Raw genomic sequence first — 15,924 nt, forward strand, 5'->3', positions numbered from 1 at the left:
GCGATGTCAAACGGTTCAGGGATAGCTTGGGGTGCGGCCCAACAATTCATCCAACTGCCGTCCGATCCAGCCGTGGGGGATGAAATGCCCGCCCGGATGCGTGTCCAACACCACCTGCCCCTGCGCGCAATCGGTCCACTCCATGCGGCTGAGCGTCAGGATCGGCACCACGCTCCAATCTCCACGCGGGGTCGCGTCGTGGCAGCCGTATTTCTGCCGCCACAGCGCCACCGGATAGGTGGTGTCGCCATCCGAGCCATAGGGGAAATCCATCACCGTATCGCTGAGGCCATGCACATGGCGCACCTCACGCGGGGCCTGCGGGCACTCCTCAGTCTGGCGGATGCTGCCCGCAACGGCTAATAGCGCCGCCGTGTCATTGCCCGACTGGCAGACATAGCGCCACGCCATCGCACCACCAAAGGAATAACCCGAGACATAGATGCGCTCCGGGTCAATGGGATAGCGTTTGGCCACGTCCTCAAGCACCCGGTCGGCAAAAGGCACGTCGCCGGTATCCGAGGTCCAGAAATCCCAGCTTTTGCCCAACCCGTTCGGCGCCACCAGCAACACGCCGCGCAATTTCGTGGCCCCCGCGATGCGCTCATGGTTCACCACCACATTCCCCTGCCGCGCCCAGCCGTGGAAATGCAGCAACACCGGCAGAGGCGTTTCGCCATCCCACCCGTCAGGTTCCAGCACATGATACGAGCGGTCACCGACCTGGCAGGCGGTATCGCCGTGACAGGATTCGATTGCAGAGGTTTGAGTGGCGGTCAGCAGGAAGAAGCAGAGCAGTCGGTAAATCATCCGTCGAACCCTAGCGAGCCTGCGCCCGCTGTCACGTCACAACCCCGTGGGCGCATGTAACAAGCCGCGTTGTCGCCAGACCGCGGGATGGCGATCCTCGGTTTGTGGTGGGCGATTTATACTTACCAAGTCCGTGTATCGTTCAATCGGAGTGCTTGCGGAGACAAATCGCCAGCCCGTGCGGGCGGTCTGGCGATGGCGCGGCGGCCTATCGGCCTTTGCTCCACTGCTTTCTCTCCATCCTGATTTCCGGCAAAAGCATCTGACTAAGTGTTTCAATTGCGGCATCCACGCGAGGAGTCAGCTCATCGTACTGCCCTCCCGTAGAGTACATCGCTTTATTAAGCTGCTGGTAAAGCTCAACGTGCTCAGGCCTAGGGTTTGCCGCCAAATTCCAGCCGCTTAGCGTAGCCAACGCAGCGTAGACTTCTTGTCGTACGTCAAACAATTCGTCGACAGCCGATTTGACGTCATTGGAACCGACATATGCTTCATGAAGAACTTGTAGTTCTCGCAAGCGTTCAAAATCCTCTTTGTAGCTTGCTAGGCGATTGAGCTTCATATCAATTATTTCTTGCCGAGTATCATCCGCGTCAGCGCGTACTTGCTCCATAACGCTTCGGACACTGGCAATCGCAAGTTTGACGTTCAACGCGACACTCAACAGTTGCTCAGCAGTCTCTGCCGTTCGTTTTGAAACATGTTCCCGTCTCCATGCATTGAGCTGCACGTAAGCAACCCCAACACCGATCACGATTGCCAGATTTCTAAGCCATTCAGTTACTGGACCAACCCAATAGAAGTCACGGCACACATTCTCGCATGCCGTAATCACTTCGACTTCGCTCACCGAGACAAACCACCATGCAGGTTCGGCATATCCAGCGCCGCAAATCCGTAGTGTCTCAGCCAGCGCAGGTCGCTGTCAAAGAACGCGCGCAGGTCAGGAATGCCGTATTTCAGCATCGCCAGACGGTCGATGCCGATGCCAAAGGCAAAGCCCTGATAAACTTCGGGGTCGATGCCACCAGCCGCAATCACCTTGGGGTGGACCATGCCCGAGCCCAGGATCTCCATCCAGTCGTCGCCCTCGCCGATCTTCAGCTGACCGTTATCCCAGGAACAGCGGATATCGACCTCGGCCGACGGCTCGGTGAAGGGGAAGTGTGAGGCCCGGAAGCGCAGTTCGACATCGTCGACCTCAAAGAACGCCTTCACAAATTCTTCCAGAACCCATTTCAGGTTCGCCATCGAGATGTCCTTGTCGATAGCCAGCCCCTCGACCTGATGGAACATCGGCGTGTGGGTCTGGTCATAGTCGGCGCGGTAGACGCCGCCCGGACAGATGACACGGATCGGCGCGCCCTGTTTCTCCATCGACCGAATCTGCACTGGCGAGGTATGGGTGCGCAGCACGTGCGGCGGGCGGTTATCGCCCTCGGCGCGGTGCATATAGAACGTGTCCATCTCGGCCCGCGCGGGGTGGTGGCCGGGGATGTTCAGGGCGTCAAAGTTGTACCAATCGTCTTCGATCCGCGGCCCTTCGGCCACCGAAAAGCCCAGTTCGGCAAAGATCGCGGTCAGTTCCTCGGTCGCCTGGCTGATCGGGTGAATCGAGCCCTGACGGCGCGCGCGGGTCGGCAGGGTGACGTCCAGCCATTCGGTGCGCAGACGCTCATCCAGTGCGGCATCGGCCAGCGCGGATTTCTTGGCGGACAGGGCCGAGTTGATTTCGTCCTTCAGGGCGTTCAGCGCCGGGCCTGCGACCTGCCGCTCCTCGGGCGTCATTTTACCCAGCTCGCGCATCTTCAGCGCGACCTCGCCCTTTTTGCCCACGGCGGCGACGCGGATCGCCTCAAGCGCGTTTTCGTCGCCTGCTTCGGCGATCTGCCCCAGATATTTTGCCTTAAGATCGTCCATCACGCTTTCCGAACTGGCCCCTGAATTTGGTCCAGAACCTGCTATCGGCCAATCCCGGTGAATGCAAGCCGCACGGCGCGGATCAATAGCTGTATTCCGGGAACACCCGCGTCAGATCGCCATTCCAATCGCCATTGTAGTGATCCAGCAACTCATCCGCCGGAACCTTGCCGGTTTCGATGCTGTCCTTCAGCGCGTTGAGGAAATGCGTCTCATCCGGGACCAGGCCACCTGCACCAGGGAAGGCACGGGATTTCAGACCGGCCTCGGAAATCGAGACCACCTCGCGTGCCAGATCGTGCATGTTGATGTTGCCGACCTGTGCCTGCAGCCCGTCCTTCGCGGCCTCGACACGCAATGCCTCGCGAGTTTCCGCGTCCCAGCCTTTGACCAGATCCCAGGCTGCATCCAATGCACCCTGATCATAGGTCAGGCCAACCCAGAACGCAGGCAGCGCACACAGGCGTCGCCAAGGGCCCCCATCAGCGCCGCGCATCTCCATGAACTTCTTGATCCGCGCCTCGGGGAAGGCCGTGGTTAAGTGATCGGCCCAATCCGACAGGGTCGGCGTTTCACCCGGCAGCGCGGGCAGTTTGCCCTGCAGGAAGTCGCGGAAGGACTGTCCCAACGCGTCGATATACTGACCGTCGCGATAGACGAAATACATCGGCACATCCAACGCGTATTGGACCCAGCGTTCGAACCCGAACCCGTCCTCGAACACAAAGGGCAGCATCCCGGTACGCGCATCGTCGAGATGCTGCCAGATATAGCTGCGCCAGCTTTTCTGGCCGTTGGGTTTGCCATCGAAGAACGGAGAGTTGGCGAACAGCGCCGTTGCCACCGGTTGCAAGGCCAGCGCGACCCGCAGTTTCTGCACCATGTCGGCCTCGGACCCAAAGTCGATATTGACCTGCACCGTGCAAGTCCGGCGCATCATCGACCGACCCATGGTGCCGACTTTCTCCATGTAGTCATTCATCAGCTTGTAACGGCCCTTGGGCATCAGCGGCATATCGTCGTGCGACCACGTTGGCGCGGCACCAAGACCGATGAAGCCGACGCCGATCTTGTCAGCAATATCCTTCACGTCGCGCAGATGCGCGTTCACCTCGTCACAGGTCTCATGGATGGTTTCCAAAGGCGCACCCGACAGTTCCAACTGTCCACCGGGTTCGAGCGAGACATTGGCGCCGTCTTTTTGCAGGCCGATCAGCTTGCCGTTTTCTTCCAGCGGCTCCCAATCGTGCAGGTCGCGCAGACCTTTGAGCACGGCCAGAATCGAGCGCTCGCCCTCATAGGGCAGCGGCTTCAGCGTGTCTTTGCAATAGCCGAACTTTTCATGTTCGGTCCCGATGCGCCAATCCTGTTTGGGCTTGCAGCCCGATTCCAAATATTCAGCCAGTTGCTCATGGCGTTCGATCGGTCCGCCGCCGGACTGGGGGATGGACATGAGTCGCGCTCCGATCCTGATGTGTCTGTCGTTTGGTCAGTCGTGGGGGCAAACCGCGCCAGTGTCAATGCAGCCTGAGATGCGCCGGGCGCGTGGGCGTGCGTTCCCAGATCACCACCTGATGTGGCGCGCCGCTGTTTAGTTCCGCCAGCATTTGTTCGGTTTTTAGCCCCGGCAGCGCCGAGAAGACATCGAACAGCGCCTCGGCCCCTTCGGCATTCACAGGAATGTGAAGCACCGGCTGACCCGGTTGTTCCAGCACCCAATGCGCAGGCGACGACGTCGGGTCCAGCGCCAGACGCTCAATTTCACGCGCAGCGACTATGCCGCCGTCCAACGGGCCCAGATAAGTGATCTGGCCTTCGTCAATGGTTACTACGCCCGGTCCACCGGCCCCGGTGCGGAAGCGGGCACGCTGAATGCCGATGACCGCAAGCGCGACTGAGACCAGAACCAGCACCCAGCCGAGCCATCCCAGCAACCCACCGGGGCCGCTGATCCAGCTGAGCCCCACCAGCAGGACAGCCCCCGCCACCAGCACTTCGCGCCAGCGCCACAGGGTCAGTTTGGCTTCGGGTCGGATGAAACTCATGCCGTGTCCTCGGGGTTTGTGAACAGGATCAGTGAATACTGCCCCGCCGGTTGAAATCCGATTCCGATATAGGCACGCGCGGCGGAATCGGAAGCCGCGAACAGAACTGCACGGGTCACTCCGGCTCGGCACGCCTCAAGCAGATGCAGCGCAACCGCTAAGCGGGCGTAGCCATGGCCGCGAAGGTTGGGCGGTGTATAGACGCCGCCGATTTGTACAATCTCGGGCAGGCGGGCGTTGAATCCGGTCATGGCAACCGGCTGTCCGTCGATCAGCAGAACCCGGTGAGAATCGCGGGCTGTATACGCCAGATAATCCTCGCCCGCCTGTTTCTGCGAGCGTTCTGGATCGAAATCCATTGCCTCGATCAGATAACGTTCACGCCACCCTTCAGTGACCGCCTTGTCGACTTCGCCCAAGGGCACAATTTCGGCGCCCTCGGCATTAGGCAGCACAAGCTGGTCCAAATCCAGCGAGAAACCCGGCTCATCACTGTTCAGCGTCGCGGGGCGACCTTCCCACCCGGCCAGCCGCATGATCCTGCGTGCCTGCACCGCCTCGGCAGCCAGCCCAAACAGCTTGCGGCCACGGATCAGAGCAATCGCGTCTGCAAGCTCCTGACCGGAACAGTCGGGACATTGTGGCAGGACCATGCCTTCGTTGGTGATGCCAAACACGGCCCGTGGTTCATTCCCCAGAACCCAGAAATTCACCGCACGCGGGTGAGACCCACACAAACCATGATCCCGCAGATTGGCCAACGGGAACATCGAGGTCTGAATATGCTGCGAAAGAAATGCGTCGATCTTTGGCGCATCAGCGGCTTGCGCTAATTGCCATGTCACGACCAATCCCCCAGCGCCTGCTGCCACATGGTCAGCGCCGCAACGGCCGCCGTATCGGCGCGCAGGATACGCGGGCCCAGACTGACCACATGGGCAAAGGGCAAGCCAACAAGACGCGTGCGTTCACGATCCGAAAAGCCGCCCTCGGGGCCGATCAGTATGGCCCAGGGCTGCCCCTTCTCCTGTGCCGCCAAGCGCAGCGCCGACCCAACTTCGGCCTCGTTACAAAACATCAGCTGACGGCCATCGGGCCATGCATCCAGAACACGGTCAAGCCGTTGTAGATCGGCGACCTCGGGCACGAAGGTGCCTCCGCATTGCTCGGCGGCCTCAACCGCGTGGGCTTGCAGGCGGTCCTGTCGGATACGTTCGGAATTGGTGAACTCGGTCTGCACGGGCAGGATCCGAGCCGCACCCATTTCCGCCGCCTTTTCAACGATGAAATCAGTGCGCGCCTTTTTGATCGGCGCGAACAGGAACCACAGATCGGGCGGCATTTGCAGCGGCTTGGTCTGTTCCACACAGGTCAGAACGCCACTGCGCTTTCCCGCTTCGGCAACCTCGGCCAACCACTCTCCGTCCCGGCCATTGAACAGGGCCACGTGGCCGCCCGCAGCCATGCGCATGACACCGAACAGGTAATGAGCCTGCTCGCGCGTCAAATCAACGGATTGCCCCTGACCCAGAGGGTGCTCTACATACAGTCTGATCTTTGCACTCATGAGGCCTTACATATGCAAGGCAACGCCCCAACACCAGACGGCCAGGTCGCCGATGCCGTATCCGGCAACTGGGTCGACACCCACGCGCCTGAATTCACCCGCCCCTATCTGCGCCTCAGCCGCGCGGACCGGCCCATCGGTACGTGGTTGCTGCTGATTCCGTGCTGGTGGGGTCTGGCGCTGGCGATCCTTAGCGACGGCAATCCCAGGTGGGAGGATCTGTGGATCGCCATCGGCTGCGCCCTCGGCGCATTCCTGATGCGCGGAGCAGGCTGTACGTGGAACGACATCACCGATCGCGAATTTGACGGGCAGGTGGAGCGCACACGCTCGCGCCCGATTCCATCCGGTCAAGTCAGTGTGCGGCAGGCGGTGATCTGGATGGGCCTACAATGCCTGATGGCGCTGGGGATTCTGCTGACCTTCAACCAGGCCGCCATCGCCATGGGCGTGCTGTCGCTACTGCCGGTGACGATCTATCCCTTTGCCAAACGGTTCACATGGTGGCCGCAGGTGTTTCTGGGGCTTGCCTTCAACTGGGGCATCCTGTTGGCCTGGGCCGCGCATACGGGCACGGTCAGTGCGCCTGCAATCATATTGTACTTGGCAGGTATCGCCTGGACGCTGTTCTATGACACGATCTATGCCCATCAGGACGCAGAAGATGATGAGTTGATTGGCATCAAATCCACCGCCCGGCTATTTGGCACCGATACAGGGCGCTGGCTGAAGTACTTTCTGGTGGCGACGGTTTTCCTGATGGGTCTGGCCATTATCGACGGGGCGCTGGCACAAGCCTCAATCATGTCTTTGGCCGTGGCCTTGGCCGGGCCATGGGCGATGGGCTGGCACATGGCTTGGCAATTGCGCGGGCTGGATCTTGAGGATAACGCGAAGCTGCTGCAATTGTTCCGCGCCAATCGGGACACCGGCCTTATTCCGCTGATCTTCCTCTGCGTCGCACTGTTGCTCTGATTGCACCTTGGCGCGGGGCTAGGTAAGAGTTCGCACATTCGCCTGAGGAGTCGTTAACCCGCACATGCGTTTGCCCTATATCTTTGCCGTAGCCTTTATCTTCCTCGTGTCGGCTGGCCTTTGCCTGTTGGCGGCCAGCTTTGCGGTGACCAAGGTCGAAGAGTCCTCTGAATTTGCCGTGCGCCGTGCGCTGGACCTGAAGGGGCACGATTGGGCCGAGGTGTATTCCGACGGGTTGCGCGTAGTGCTAACGGGTACTGCCACGGATGAGGCCACTCGATTTAACGCCCTGACCGCAGCCGGGACCGAGGTCGATACCTCGCGTGTGATCGACGAGATGAATGTGGCGCCGACCTCACAACTGGCCGCCCCCCGGTTTTCCGCTGAGATTTTGCGCAACGACAGCGGGATTTCCGTGATCGGCCTGATCCCAGCCAGTCAGGACCGCGAGGCACTGGTGGAGCGGCTGCGTGATCTGAGCGATGGCAGCCAAGTGTCAGACCTGATGGAAACCGCCGATTACCCCAAGCCAAAAGGCTGGGACGCCGCGATCACCTATGCCGTCGAGTCGCTGACCAGCCTACCCCGCGCCAAGATCTCGGCCAGCCCGGGTCTGGTCAAGATCACCGCAATTGCGGACAGCCAGCAGGAAAAGGAACGGCTGGAACAAAGCCTTACCCGTGCCGCGCCGCCCAGCCTGCGGATCGGCCTGGCGATCTCGGCCCCGCGCCCGGTGATCACGCCTTTTACGTTGCGGTTTTTGATCGACGAAAATGGCGGCCAGTTCGACGCCTGTTCGGCGCAAGACGAAAAAGCCCGCGATGCCATTATTGCCGCAGCGAAAGAGGCCGGTCTGAGCGCCACCTACTCCTGCACCATCGGATTGGGCGTACCCTCGCCACGTTGGTCTGACGCCGCCACGCTGAGCATTCAGGCGCTGGCGGATCTGGGTGGCGGATCGGTTACGATGTCGGATGCGGATATCACGCTGGCAGCGGCGCAGGGCACCGATGCCGGGACCTTTGATCGCGTGGTGGGCGAGCTTGAAAATGCGCTGCCTCCGGTCTTTGCCCTGCACGCGATCCTACCGCCCCCGGAAACCGATGCCGTTTCCGGCCCCCCCGAATTCACCGCCACACGCAGCCCCGAGGGGTTGGTGCAGATACGCGGACGGCTGGGCGACGAAACCCAGCGCGACATGGTCGACAGCTATGCCCGCGCCGCCTTTGGGTCGGAACAGGTCCACACCGCAACCCGCATTGCGCCCGAAGGGTTGCCGACGGGCTGGCCCGTGCGCATTCTGACCGGGCTTGAGGCGCTGGCCCAACTGCATAACGGTGCTTTGACGGTGACGCCGGATGATCTTGAGTTGTCCGGTGTCAGCCATGACCCCGACACAAAGGCGCAGATCGCGGGTCTGTTGTCCGAGAAGCTGGGCGACGCACAGGAATTCACCCTGTCGATCACCCATCAGGAACCCCCCGAACCCGCCGACAAACTGCCTGATCCCGAAGTTTGCGAGGAACGCATCGCCGAGGTTCAGGCGGGCACCAAGATCGCCTTTGAACCTGGCTCGGCCACTGTTGCCACCGACTCGCGTGATACGGTGAACCAGATTGCTGACATCTTGCGCGAATGCGGCCCCATCAGGCTTGAGATTCAGGGCCACACCGACAGTCAGGGCCGGGAAGAGATGAACCAACAGCTGAGCCAATCGAGGGCGCAATCGATCCTGAACGAGCTGCGCGCGCGCCGGGTGCCCACCGCCAGTTTCACTGCCATGGGATACGGGGAAACGCAGCCCATTGCCGATAACGACACCGAAGAAGGCCGCGAAGAAAACCGCCGGATCGAGTTCCGCCTTATCCGGCCCGAACCGATTGAGAACCCGGAAACCGGGCTGGACGCGATCGAGGCGGAAATGATCGAGGGCGAACAGACGGACAATACCGCCTCAGACGCGGATGCAGGGGACCAGTAAGTTGAACAGAATCGAATTCATCATCGCCACCGCCATTATCCTGTTCTCGGCCTTTTGCATGGGCTGGTTCGCCAACTGGCTGGCCCATCGCCTGTCTCGCGTGCGCCAAAGTGACGTGGCCGATCTGGACCGCATGAGCCAAGAGCTGCACGAGGCCGAGGAAACCCGCGATCAGGCGATCACCTACCTGCAACAGCGCGAGGCCGAACTGACCAATCAACTGACCCAGGCCGAGGCTGAACTGGCCGCCGCCATGGACGGTCTGCGGGCCGCTCGACAAGAGGCCGAAGAACTGCGTGGACGTATCAACAACGCAGATTGAGGAACCGGATTTTTCGCTCTGATTCCGGTTACATTGCTGTAGGGTCGTCCCAAACGTGAGGGCGATCCATGTCAAATCAAAGAGTCAAATTCGAACAGTTCAGAGACCTGCACTTTGGGTCCAAGGCTTTTGTCATGCCCAACCCCTGGGACGCGGGCTCGGCCCGGTTGCTGTCCAATTTGGGCTTTGAAGCCTTAGCGACAACCAGTGCCGGCTATGCGTTCACAAAAGGCAAACGCGACTCTTTTGCTGACCTAAGCAGGGATGAGTTGCTGGACAATGCCTCAGACATCGTCAAAGCGGTTCCCCTGCCCGTTTCCGCCGACCTTGAGGCGGGCTTTGGGCATGAGCCTGAGGCCTGCGCCCAGACCATTCGCATGGCGGCGGAAATCGGTTTGGTTGGCGGATCGATCGAAGACGCGACAGGCAATCCAGATGCCCCGATCTATGATCTGCACCAATCGGTTGAGCGCATTCAGGCTGCTGCAGAAGTCGCGGCAGGCTTGCCTTTCCTGTTGACCGCAAGGGCAGAGAATTACCTTTGGGGCCGCGCGGACCTGGGTGACACGATCAAACGCTTGCAGCTGTTTTCCGAAGCAGGCGCTGCCGTGTTGTACGCCCCCGGTCTGCCGGATTTGGACGCAATCAGAACCGTGTGCCGCGAAGTCGACAAACCGGTGAATGTGGTGATGGGACTCAGCGGACCTGTCTATTCCGTATCCGAACTTTCCGACGCAGGCGTTCGACGGATCAGCGTCGGCGGGTCATTTGCGCGCGCTGCGTTTGGCGCATTGAAGCGGGCGGCTGACGAAGTGAAATCAAAAGGCACCTTCAGCTATTCGGCGGATGCGATCCCCGGCGAAGAACTTAACAGGCTTTTGAGTTGAGATTGGACGGTCACATTCTGTGCACGGCTGGCAATGTCACCAGCGGTTCAGCGCGTCTTCGTCTTCGTCCTTGGCGTCGACCCATTGCGCGCCGGAATTGGTGATTTCCTTCTTCCAGAACGGTGCGCGGGATTTCAGATAATCCATCAGGTACTCCGCCGCCTCAAACGCATCCTTACGGTGCCGCGCGGCCGTGGCGACCATCATGATCCGGTCCCCCGGTGCCAGCCGTCCGTGACGGTGGATCACCAGCACATCGCCTAAAGACCAGCGCTGCTGCGCTTCTTCGGCAATCTTGGTAAGGGCCCGTTCAGTCATGCCGGGGTAATGCTCGATCTCCATCACATCCAGATCGCCCGAGGCCAGATCGCGCACAACACCGGTGAAGGTCACAATCGCCCCGTTGGCGTCGTCACCGGCGGCAAAGACGTTGGCCTCAACCCCGAGATCGAACTCTTCTTCCTGAACCGCAATGCGCATCTTAACCGCCTGTCATGGGCGGGAAAAACGCCACTTCGCGCACGCCGGTCAGCGAAGCGTCAAAGTCCGACAGTTCCTGATCCAGCGCCACCCGCAGCGCGGACAGGTCTGCGAAAGCTGCGGCATAGCGGTCCTCGCGCGCGCTGAGTTCGGCAACCAGATCGGAAACCGTTGCGGCGTCGGTCTCGACCCGCTCTTTCGGCAGACCGATCCGTTCGCGCACCCAGGCGAAATACAGCACGTCCATCGCTTAGCTCTCCTTCAGATGGGGCATGGCTTTACGTAGGTAGTCATAGCCGGTGATCAATGTCAGCGTCGCGGCAATCCACAACAGCCACAGCCCAACGCGACCCGACCAGAACATGCCTTCCAGATGCCAGCGCAGGTGGTTCACATCCTCGATCTGCCCGGTCAGAGCCTGATCAATCAATTCCGGGTTCATCCCGAAAGAGCCCATCACGAAATTATGCTCAAAGATACCCTGCGAAAACAGCACCGCTATCGCCACCATCTGTGCCGTGGTTTTCCATTTCGCCAGCTTCGTCACCTTCAGCGTTCCGGCCGTGTCGCCCAGATATTCGCGCAGGCCTGACACGAACACTTCGCGGAACAAGATCACGGTGGCGGGCAGCACCAGCCACGGCGTCCAATGTTCGGCTGAATAGCCCACAAGGATCATCAGCGCGATCACCACCATCGCCTTGTCGGCAATCGGGTCCAACATGGCCCCGATCTTGGTTTCTTGTTTCCACGCGCGGGCCAGATAGCCGTCGAACCAGTCGGTGATCGCCGCTGTTAAAAACAGGATCAGCGCGAACCAGTCCGCATAGGGTCGGGTAAAATACAGAAACATCACGGCCAGACCGGGGGCTGCAATAAGGCGTAGCACGGTCAGGATATTGGGCAGGTTCCACTTCATGGTTTGGACATTACATCGCTGGTTGCAGACATAAAAGACGGCACCGCAAAAAACGGACCCGATCACAGGCAGTTGCGGCACGGTTGGTCAAAGGGTCGCAAGCTGGAACTCTCAGCCAGATACCCCCTTGGCGCGCGATCCCTTTACGGTCAGATTGGCGCGGTTTCTACGTGGCAGAGCAATGACAACACATATTCAAACCGATCCCCGATCAAATCTGATCGGCAGCGCCTGGATGATCTCGGCCATGGCGCTGTTCGCGTTAGAGGACGCGCTGCTCAAGGGGGCCTCGGCCACGTTACCTATATGGCAGATTCTGTTGTTGTTCGGCGCGGGCGGAACAGTGGTCTTTGCGATTGTCGCGATCGTCCGCGGAACACGATTGTTTCACCCGGATGTGCTGTCGCGACCGATGAAAGTGCGCGTGCTATTCGAAATCTTCGGGCGGCTGTTCTATGTGCTGGCGATCACACTGACACCTCTGTCGGCGGCCACGGTGATCCTACAGGCCACGCCGCTGGTCGTGGTCGCCGGAGCGGCCTTGTTCTTTGGCGAAACGGTCGGCTGGCGACGGTGGAGCGCCATCCTGATCGGCCTGATCGGCGTGGTGGTGATCATCCAACCAACCGGAGACAGTTTCACGGCCCTGTCCATTCTGGCCGTGCTGGGGATGCTGGGTTTTGCTGGGCGTGATCTGGCCAGCCGGGCCGCACCGGCCACACTGGGAACCGAGGTGCTGGGGTTTTACGGCTTTCTCTGCATCATCGTCGCCGGGCTGGCCTATCGGTTCTGGGAAGGTGCGCCACTGGCACCCGTGGACCTGCACACCAGCCTGCATGTTGGCGGAGCCGTCCTGATGGGAACAGCCGCCTACGCATCGCTGATGAAAGCCATGAGGACAGGAGAGGTTTCGGCCGTCACGCCGTTCCGCTATTCCCGCCTGCTGTTCGGCGTCGGCCTGGGCGTAGTTATGTTTGGCGAAAGGCTGGATCAGACCATGTGGATCGGTAGCGGGCTGATCGTGGCCTCGGGTCTTTATATCCTGTGGCGCGGACGGCAGGTCTAGCCCTTGTCGTGGAAGAAGTCATAAACCTTCTGCGCCAACCCGGCTGAGATACCGTCCACCGCCTTGAGATCGGCCAAGTTGGCCCGGCTGACCGCCTTGGCACTGCCGAAATGGGCCAGCAAAGCGCGTTTGCGTGCCGCGCCCACACCGGGGATTTCGTCCAACGGGGTCGCCCCCACGGCTTTGGCGCGCTTTGCCCGGTGGGTGCCAATGGCGAACCTGTGTGCCTCGTCCCGCAAGCGCTGAATGAAGTACAGCACCGGATCGTTGCGTTTCAGGGCAAAGGGGCGTTGGCCGATGCGATGGAATTCTTCCTTGCCGTGATCCCGATCGACACCTTTGGCGACACCCACCATCGGGATATCCTCGACGCCGTGGGTTTGCATAATCTCATGCACGGCACTGACCTGCCCTGCACCGCCGTCTATCAGCAGCAGATCGGGCCACAGCCCCTTTTCGCGATCCGGGTCCTCTTTTTGCAGGCGGGTGAAGCGGCGATTCAGAACCTCTTTCATCATGCCAAAATCGTCGCCGGGGGTCAGATCATCGCCGCGAATGTTGAACTTGCGATAGGCGTTTTTCATGAACCCTTCGGGGCCGGCCACAATCATGCCGCCCACAGCATTGGTGCCTTGTATGTGGCTGTTGTCATACACTTCGATCCGGCCCGGCGGGGTATCAAGATCAAACGCCTCGGCCACACCGCGCAGCAGCTTGGCCTGTGTAGCGCTTTCCGACATGCGGCGGGCCAGCGACTCACGCGCATTGCGCAGGGCACCGGCGACCAGTTCCTGCTTTTCGCCGCGTTGCGGCACCAGGATCTCCACCTTGCGCCCGGCCTTCTCGGTCAGCGCTTCTTGCATCAGATCGGCGTTTTCGATGGCATCCGACAGGATCAGCTGCCGGGGTGGTTCCTTGTTGTCGTAGAACTGACCAAGGAACGCCTCCATCACCTCGGCCGGGGACACGTCCGGCCCTACACGAGGATAGAAATCCTTGTTGCCCCAGTTCTGGTTGGCCCGGATGAAAAACACCTGAACGCAGGCTTGACCGCTGTCCATATACAGGCCGATCACATCCGCTTCGGCCACACCGCGCGGGTTGATGCCTTGAGACGTCTGCACCTGTGTCAGCGCCCGGATGCGGTCGCGCAGGCTGGCGGCACGCTCGAACTCCATCGCCTCGGAGGCGGCCATCATCTGCTCGGCCAGTTCCTCTTGCACCTTGGTCGACCGGCCCGACAGGAAGCGTTCCGCATCCTTTACGCTTTCGCGGTAATCCTCCTCGGAGATTAACCCGACACAAGGCCCTGAACATCGCTTGATCTGATACAACAGGCAGGGCCTTGTGCGGCTATCGAACATGGAATCCGAACAATTGCGCAGCAGGAATGCCTTTTGCAGCTGGTTCAGTGTCCGGTTCACCGCCCCTGCATTTGCAAAGGGTCCGAAATAGGCGCCCTTTTCTTTCTTTGCCCCACGATGTTTCTTGATCTGCGGAAAGGAGTGGTCTTTGGCCACCAGAATATTCGGGAAACTTTTGTCGTCCCGCAGCAGCACGTTGTACTTGGGCTTGAGCTGCTTGATCAGGTTCTGTTCCAGCAGCAGTGCCTCGGTTTCGGTCCGAGTGGTCAGGAACATCATCGAGGCGGTTGCCGCGATCATCCGTTCGATCCGTCCAGAATGGCCGGGGCGCGCATAATTCGACACCCGCGCCTTCAGGTTTCGCGCCTTTCCGACATACAAAACCCGGCTGTCACCATCCAGCATCCGATACACACCGGGTGAGCTGTCCAGCGTTTTTACATAGCGCTGAATGATGGCATAGCCGGTGGGCTGAGCGTTCGATGTTGGGTCGTCTTGGATGGTCATGGGCCTGAGATATGATTCTCTGACCATGGCTGCAATCTTGTGCCTTTCAGATCAAGAGAAAACAAATCCACGGTTTCTGTGGATAACTGTGGAGATAAGTTTCCGGGCATCGCGAATTTCCCTTGTTTCATTAAGGATTCCTTGATCTGCACAAAAATTAGGCAGCATTTTAACTTGTTGTTTTTAAATGAAACTATTTCCTACACATGACAAGTGTATGAAAAAAAAGACATTTTTGTAACGTGCAGGTAACAGGAACGCGAGCGGTGCAAAACTTACGGCAGAATTACTTATTCTACGCCCAGAACATCCGGTGTCTGCCAGCCCAGATGTTGCCCGCCATCCACGCATAACAGCTGTCCAGTCACCGCATGCGCGTCCAAAAAATAGCCCAGCGCGGCGGTGATATCCGACGGGTTCGCGCCCCGCTCGAGAACTGTGTTGGCGCGCTGTGCCTTGAAGTGGTCTTCGCTCTGGCGATGGCCCTGCATGGTGGGGCCCGGCCCGATGGCGTTGACGCGGATCGCAGGGGTCAGCGCCTGCGCGGCGGTACGGGTCAGTGCCCACAGGCCCATCTTGGCAATGGTGTAGGACATGAACTCGGGGGTCAGCTTGCGCACGCGCATGTCGACCATGTTGATGATCAGCCCGGTGGCAACGGGTTCACCGGCGTCGTCCATGTCGGGCGTCAGGCCCTGATCAGACATCGCCTGCGTCAACACAAAAGGCGCGCGCAGGTTGCTGTCCATGTGACGGTCCCAGCTTTGTCGCGTGGCCGTGTGGATATTGTCGTATTCAAAGATAGAGGCATTGTTGACCAGACAGGTGATCGGTCCGCCCAGCGCCTTAGCCGCGCGGGGCAGCAGGGCGCTGACTTGTGCCTCATCCAGCAGATCGGCCTGCAAGGCGACCGCCTTGCGCCCCAGCGTCTGAACCTCAGCCACGGTCTCCAGCGCGGGTTGTTCAGAGGTGGCATAGTGTACAGCTACATCATAGCCGCGACTCGCCAGATACAGCGCCATGGCCCGGCCAAGGCGAATTCCGGCACCGGTCACTAAGACTCGGGTCATGAATGATCCCT

At 60.1% G+C, this 15,924-nt stretch carries 17 protein-coding genes; 5 read left to right on the forward strand and 12 right to left on the reverse strand.

From position 1 onward, the window contains the following. Nucleotides 1-15: 15 nt before the first annotated feature. The 7 genes from GOX21_RS13560 to GOX21_RS13590 form a co-directional block, all read right to left on the reverse strand. On the reverse strand, nt 16-810 hold the full coding sequence (locus GOX21_RS13560) for an alpha/beta hydrolase family esterase (protein WP_170377850.1): 795 nt from the start codon (nt 808-810) through the stop codon (nt 16-18). A gap of 208 nt (nt 811-1,018) precedes the next feature. Continuing rightward, nucleotides 1,019-1,660, reverse strand: coding sequence for a hypothetical protein (locus GOX21_RS13565; RefSeq protein ID WP_170377852.1), 642 nt, complete (start codon nt 1,658-1,660; stop codon nt 1,019-1,021). After that, nucleotides 1,657-2,730, reverse strand: coding sequence for a phenylalanine--tRNA ligase subunit alpha (gene pheS / locus GOX21_RS13570; RefSeq protein ID WP_170327268.1), 1,074 nt, complete (start codon nt 2,728-2,730; stop codon nt 1,657-1,659). Before pheS ends, GOX21_RS13565 begins: the two co-directional genes overlap by 4 nt. 82 nt (nt 2,731-2,812) lie before the next feature. After that, nucleotides 2,813-4,183, reverse strand: coding sequence for a glutamate--cysteine ligase (locus tag GOX21_RS13575; RefSeq protein ID WP_170377854.1), 1,371 nt, complete (start codon nt 4,181-4,183; stop codon nt 2,813-2,815). A 64-nt stretch (nt 4,184-4,247) separates the two neighbouring features. Continuing rightward, on the reverse strand, nt 4,248-4,775 hold the full coding sequence (locus GOX21_RS13580; protein WP_170377856.1) for a hypothetical protein: 528 nt from the start codon (nt 4,773-4,775) through the stop codon (nt 4,248-4,250). Then, complete coding sequence (locus GOX21_RS13585; protein ID WP_170377857.1) at nt 4,772-5,620, reverse strand: GNAT family N-acetyltransferase; 849 nt, start codon at nt 5,618-5,620, stop codon at nt 4,772-4,774. The genes GOX21_RS13580 and GOX21_RS13585 overlap by 4 nt, the downstream gene beginning before the upstream one ends. Continuing rightward, entirely contained in the window at nt 5,617-6,342 is a 726-nt protein-coding gene (locus tag GOX21_RS13590; RefSeq protein WP_170377858.1) for a 16S rRNA (uracil(1498)-N(3))-methyltransferase, read from the reverse strand. The genes GOX21_RS13585 and GOX21_RS13590 overlap by 4 nt, the downstream gene beginning before the upstream one ends. A 12-nt stretch (nt 6,343-6,354) precedes the next feature. On the opposite strand from GOX21_RS13590, the gene ubiA reads away from it, so the two are divergent. From ubiA to GOX21_RS13610, 4 genes are all read left to right on the forward strand, one after another. Continuing rightward, complete coding sequence (ubiA, locus tag GOX21_RS13595) at nt 6,355-7,317, forward strand: 4-hydroxybenzoate octaprenyltransferase (protein ID WP_170350734.1); 963 nt, start codon at nt 6,355-6,357, stop codon at nt 7,315-7,317. Nucleotides 7,318-7,381: 64 nt separating this feature from the next. Next, nucleotides 7,382-9,298 carry an OmpA family protein gene (locus GOX21_RS13600; RefSeq protein WP_170377859.1) on the forward strand — a complete coding sequence of 639 codons (1,917 nt, stop codon included), beginning with the start codon at nt 7,382-7,384 and terminating at the stop codon, nt 9,296-9,298. A 1-nt stretch (nt 9,299) separates the two neighbouring features. Then, nucleotides 9,300-9,620 (forward strand): hypothetical protein, encoded by a 321-nt coding sequence (locus GOX21_RS13605; RefSeq protein ID WP_058281823.1) that lies wholly within the window; start codon nt 9,300-9,302, stop codon nt 9,618-9,620. Nucleotides 9,621-9,688: 68 nt separating this feature from the next. Then, nucleotides 9,689-10,507, forward strand: a complete 819-nt coding sequence (locus GOX21_RS13610; protein WP_170377860.1) for an isocitrate lyase/PEP mutase family protein — start codon at nt 9,689-9,691, stop codon at nt 10,505-10,507. A gap of 36 nt (nt 10,508-10,543) precedes the next feature. Here GOX21_RS13610 and GOX21_RS13615 read toward each other — a convergent pair whose 3' ends face one another. Genes GOX21_RS13615 through pgsA form a run of 3 tightly spaced genes read right to left on the reverse strand, consistent with a single transcriptional unit; the run spans nt 10,544 to nt 11,906 of the window. Further along, nucleotides 10,544-10,987 (reverse strand): molybdenum cofactor biosynthesis protein MoaE, encoded by a 444-nt coding sequence (locus tag GOX21_RS13615; protein ID WP_170377862.1) that lies wholly within the window; start codon nt 10,985-10,987, stop codon nt 10,544-10,546. 1 nt (nt 10,988) lies between these two features. Beyond that, on the reverse strand, nt 10,989-11,234 hold the full coding sequence (moaD, locus tag GOX21_RS13620; RefSeq protein ID WP_170350738.1) for a molybdopterin converting factor subunit 1: 246 nt from the start codon (nt 11,232-11,234) through the stop codon (nt 10,989-10,991). A gap of 3 nt (nt 11,235-11,237) precedes the next feature. After that, nucleotides 11,238-11,906: a CDP-diacylglycerol--glycerol-3-phosphate 3-phosphatidyltransferase gene (gene pgsA, locus GOX21_RS13625; RefSeq protein WP_170350739.1), complete on the reverse strand. Its 669-nt coding sequence runs from the start codon at nt 11,904-11,906 to the stop codon at nt 11,238-11,240. Between the two features lie 181 nt (nt 11,907-12,087). Here pgsA and GOX21_RS13630 point away from each other — a divergent pair, with 181 nt between their 5' ends. Beyond that, on the forward strand, nt 12,088-12,972 hold the full coding sequence (locus GOX21_RS13630; RefSeq protein WP_170361254.1) for a DMT family transporter: 885 nt from the start codon (nt 12,088-12,090) through the stop codon (nt 12,970-12,972). On the opposite strand, the gene uvrC is transcribed toward GOX21_RS13630, so the two are convergent. Together uvrC and GOX21_RS13640 are read right to left on the reverse strand one after the other, a co-directional pair. Next, a complete protein-coding gene (gene uvrC, locus GOX21_RS13635) occupies nt 12,969-14,843 on the reverse strand; it encodes an excinuclease ABC subunit UvrC (protein WP_170377916.1) in 1,875 nt (624 codons plus the stop codon). The two genes, GOX21_RS13630 and uvrC, sit on opposite strands and share 4 nt — an antisense overlap. A gap of 290 nt (nt 14,844-15,133) precedes the next feature. After that, on the reverse strand, nt 15,134-15,913 hold the full coding sequence (locus GOX21_RS13640; RefSeq protein ID WP_170377864.1) for an SDR family oxidoreductase: 780 nt from the start codon (nt 15,911-15,913) through the stop codon (nt 15,134-15,136). Nucleotides 15,914-15,924 lie beyond the last annotated feature (11 nt).

Source organism: Ruegeria atlantica (genome assembly GCF_013032005.1).
GTDB classification, from domain to species: Bacteria; Pseudomonadota; Alphaproteobacteria; order Rhodobacterales; family Rhodobacteraceae; genus Ruegeria; species Ruegeria atlantica_A.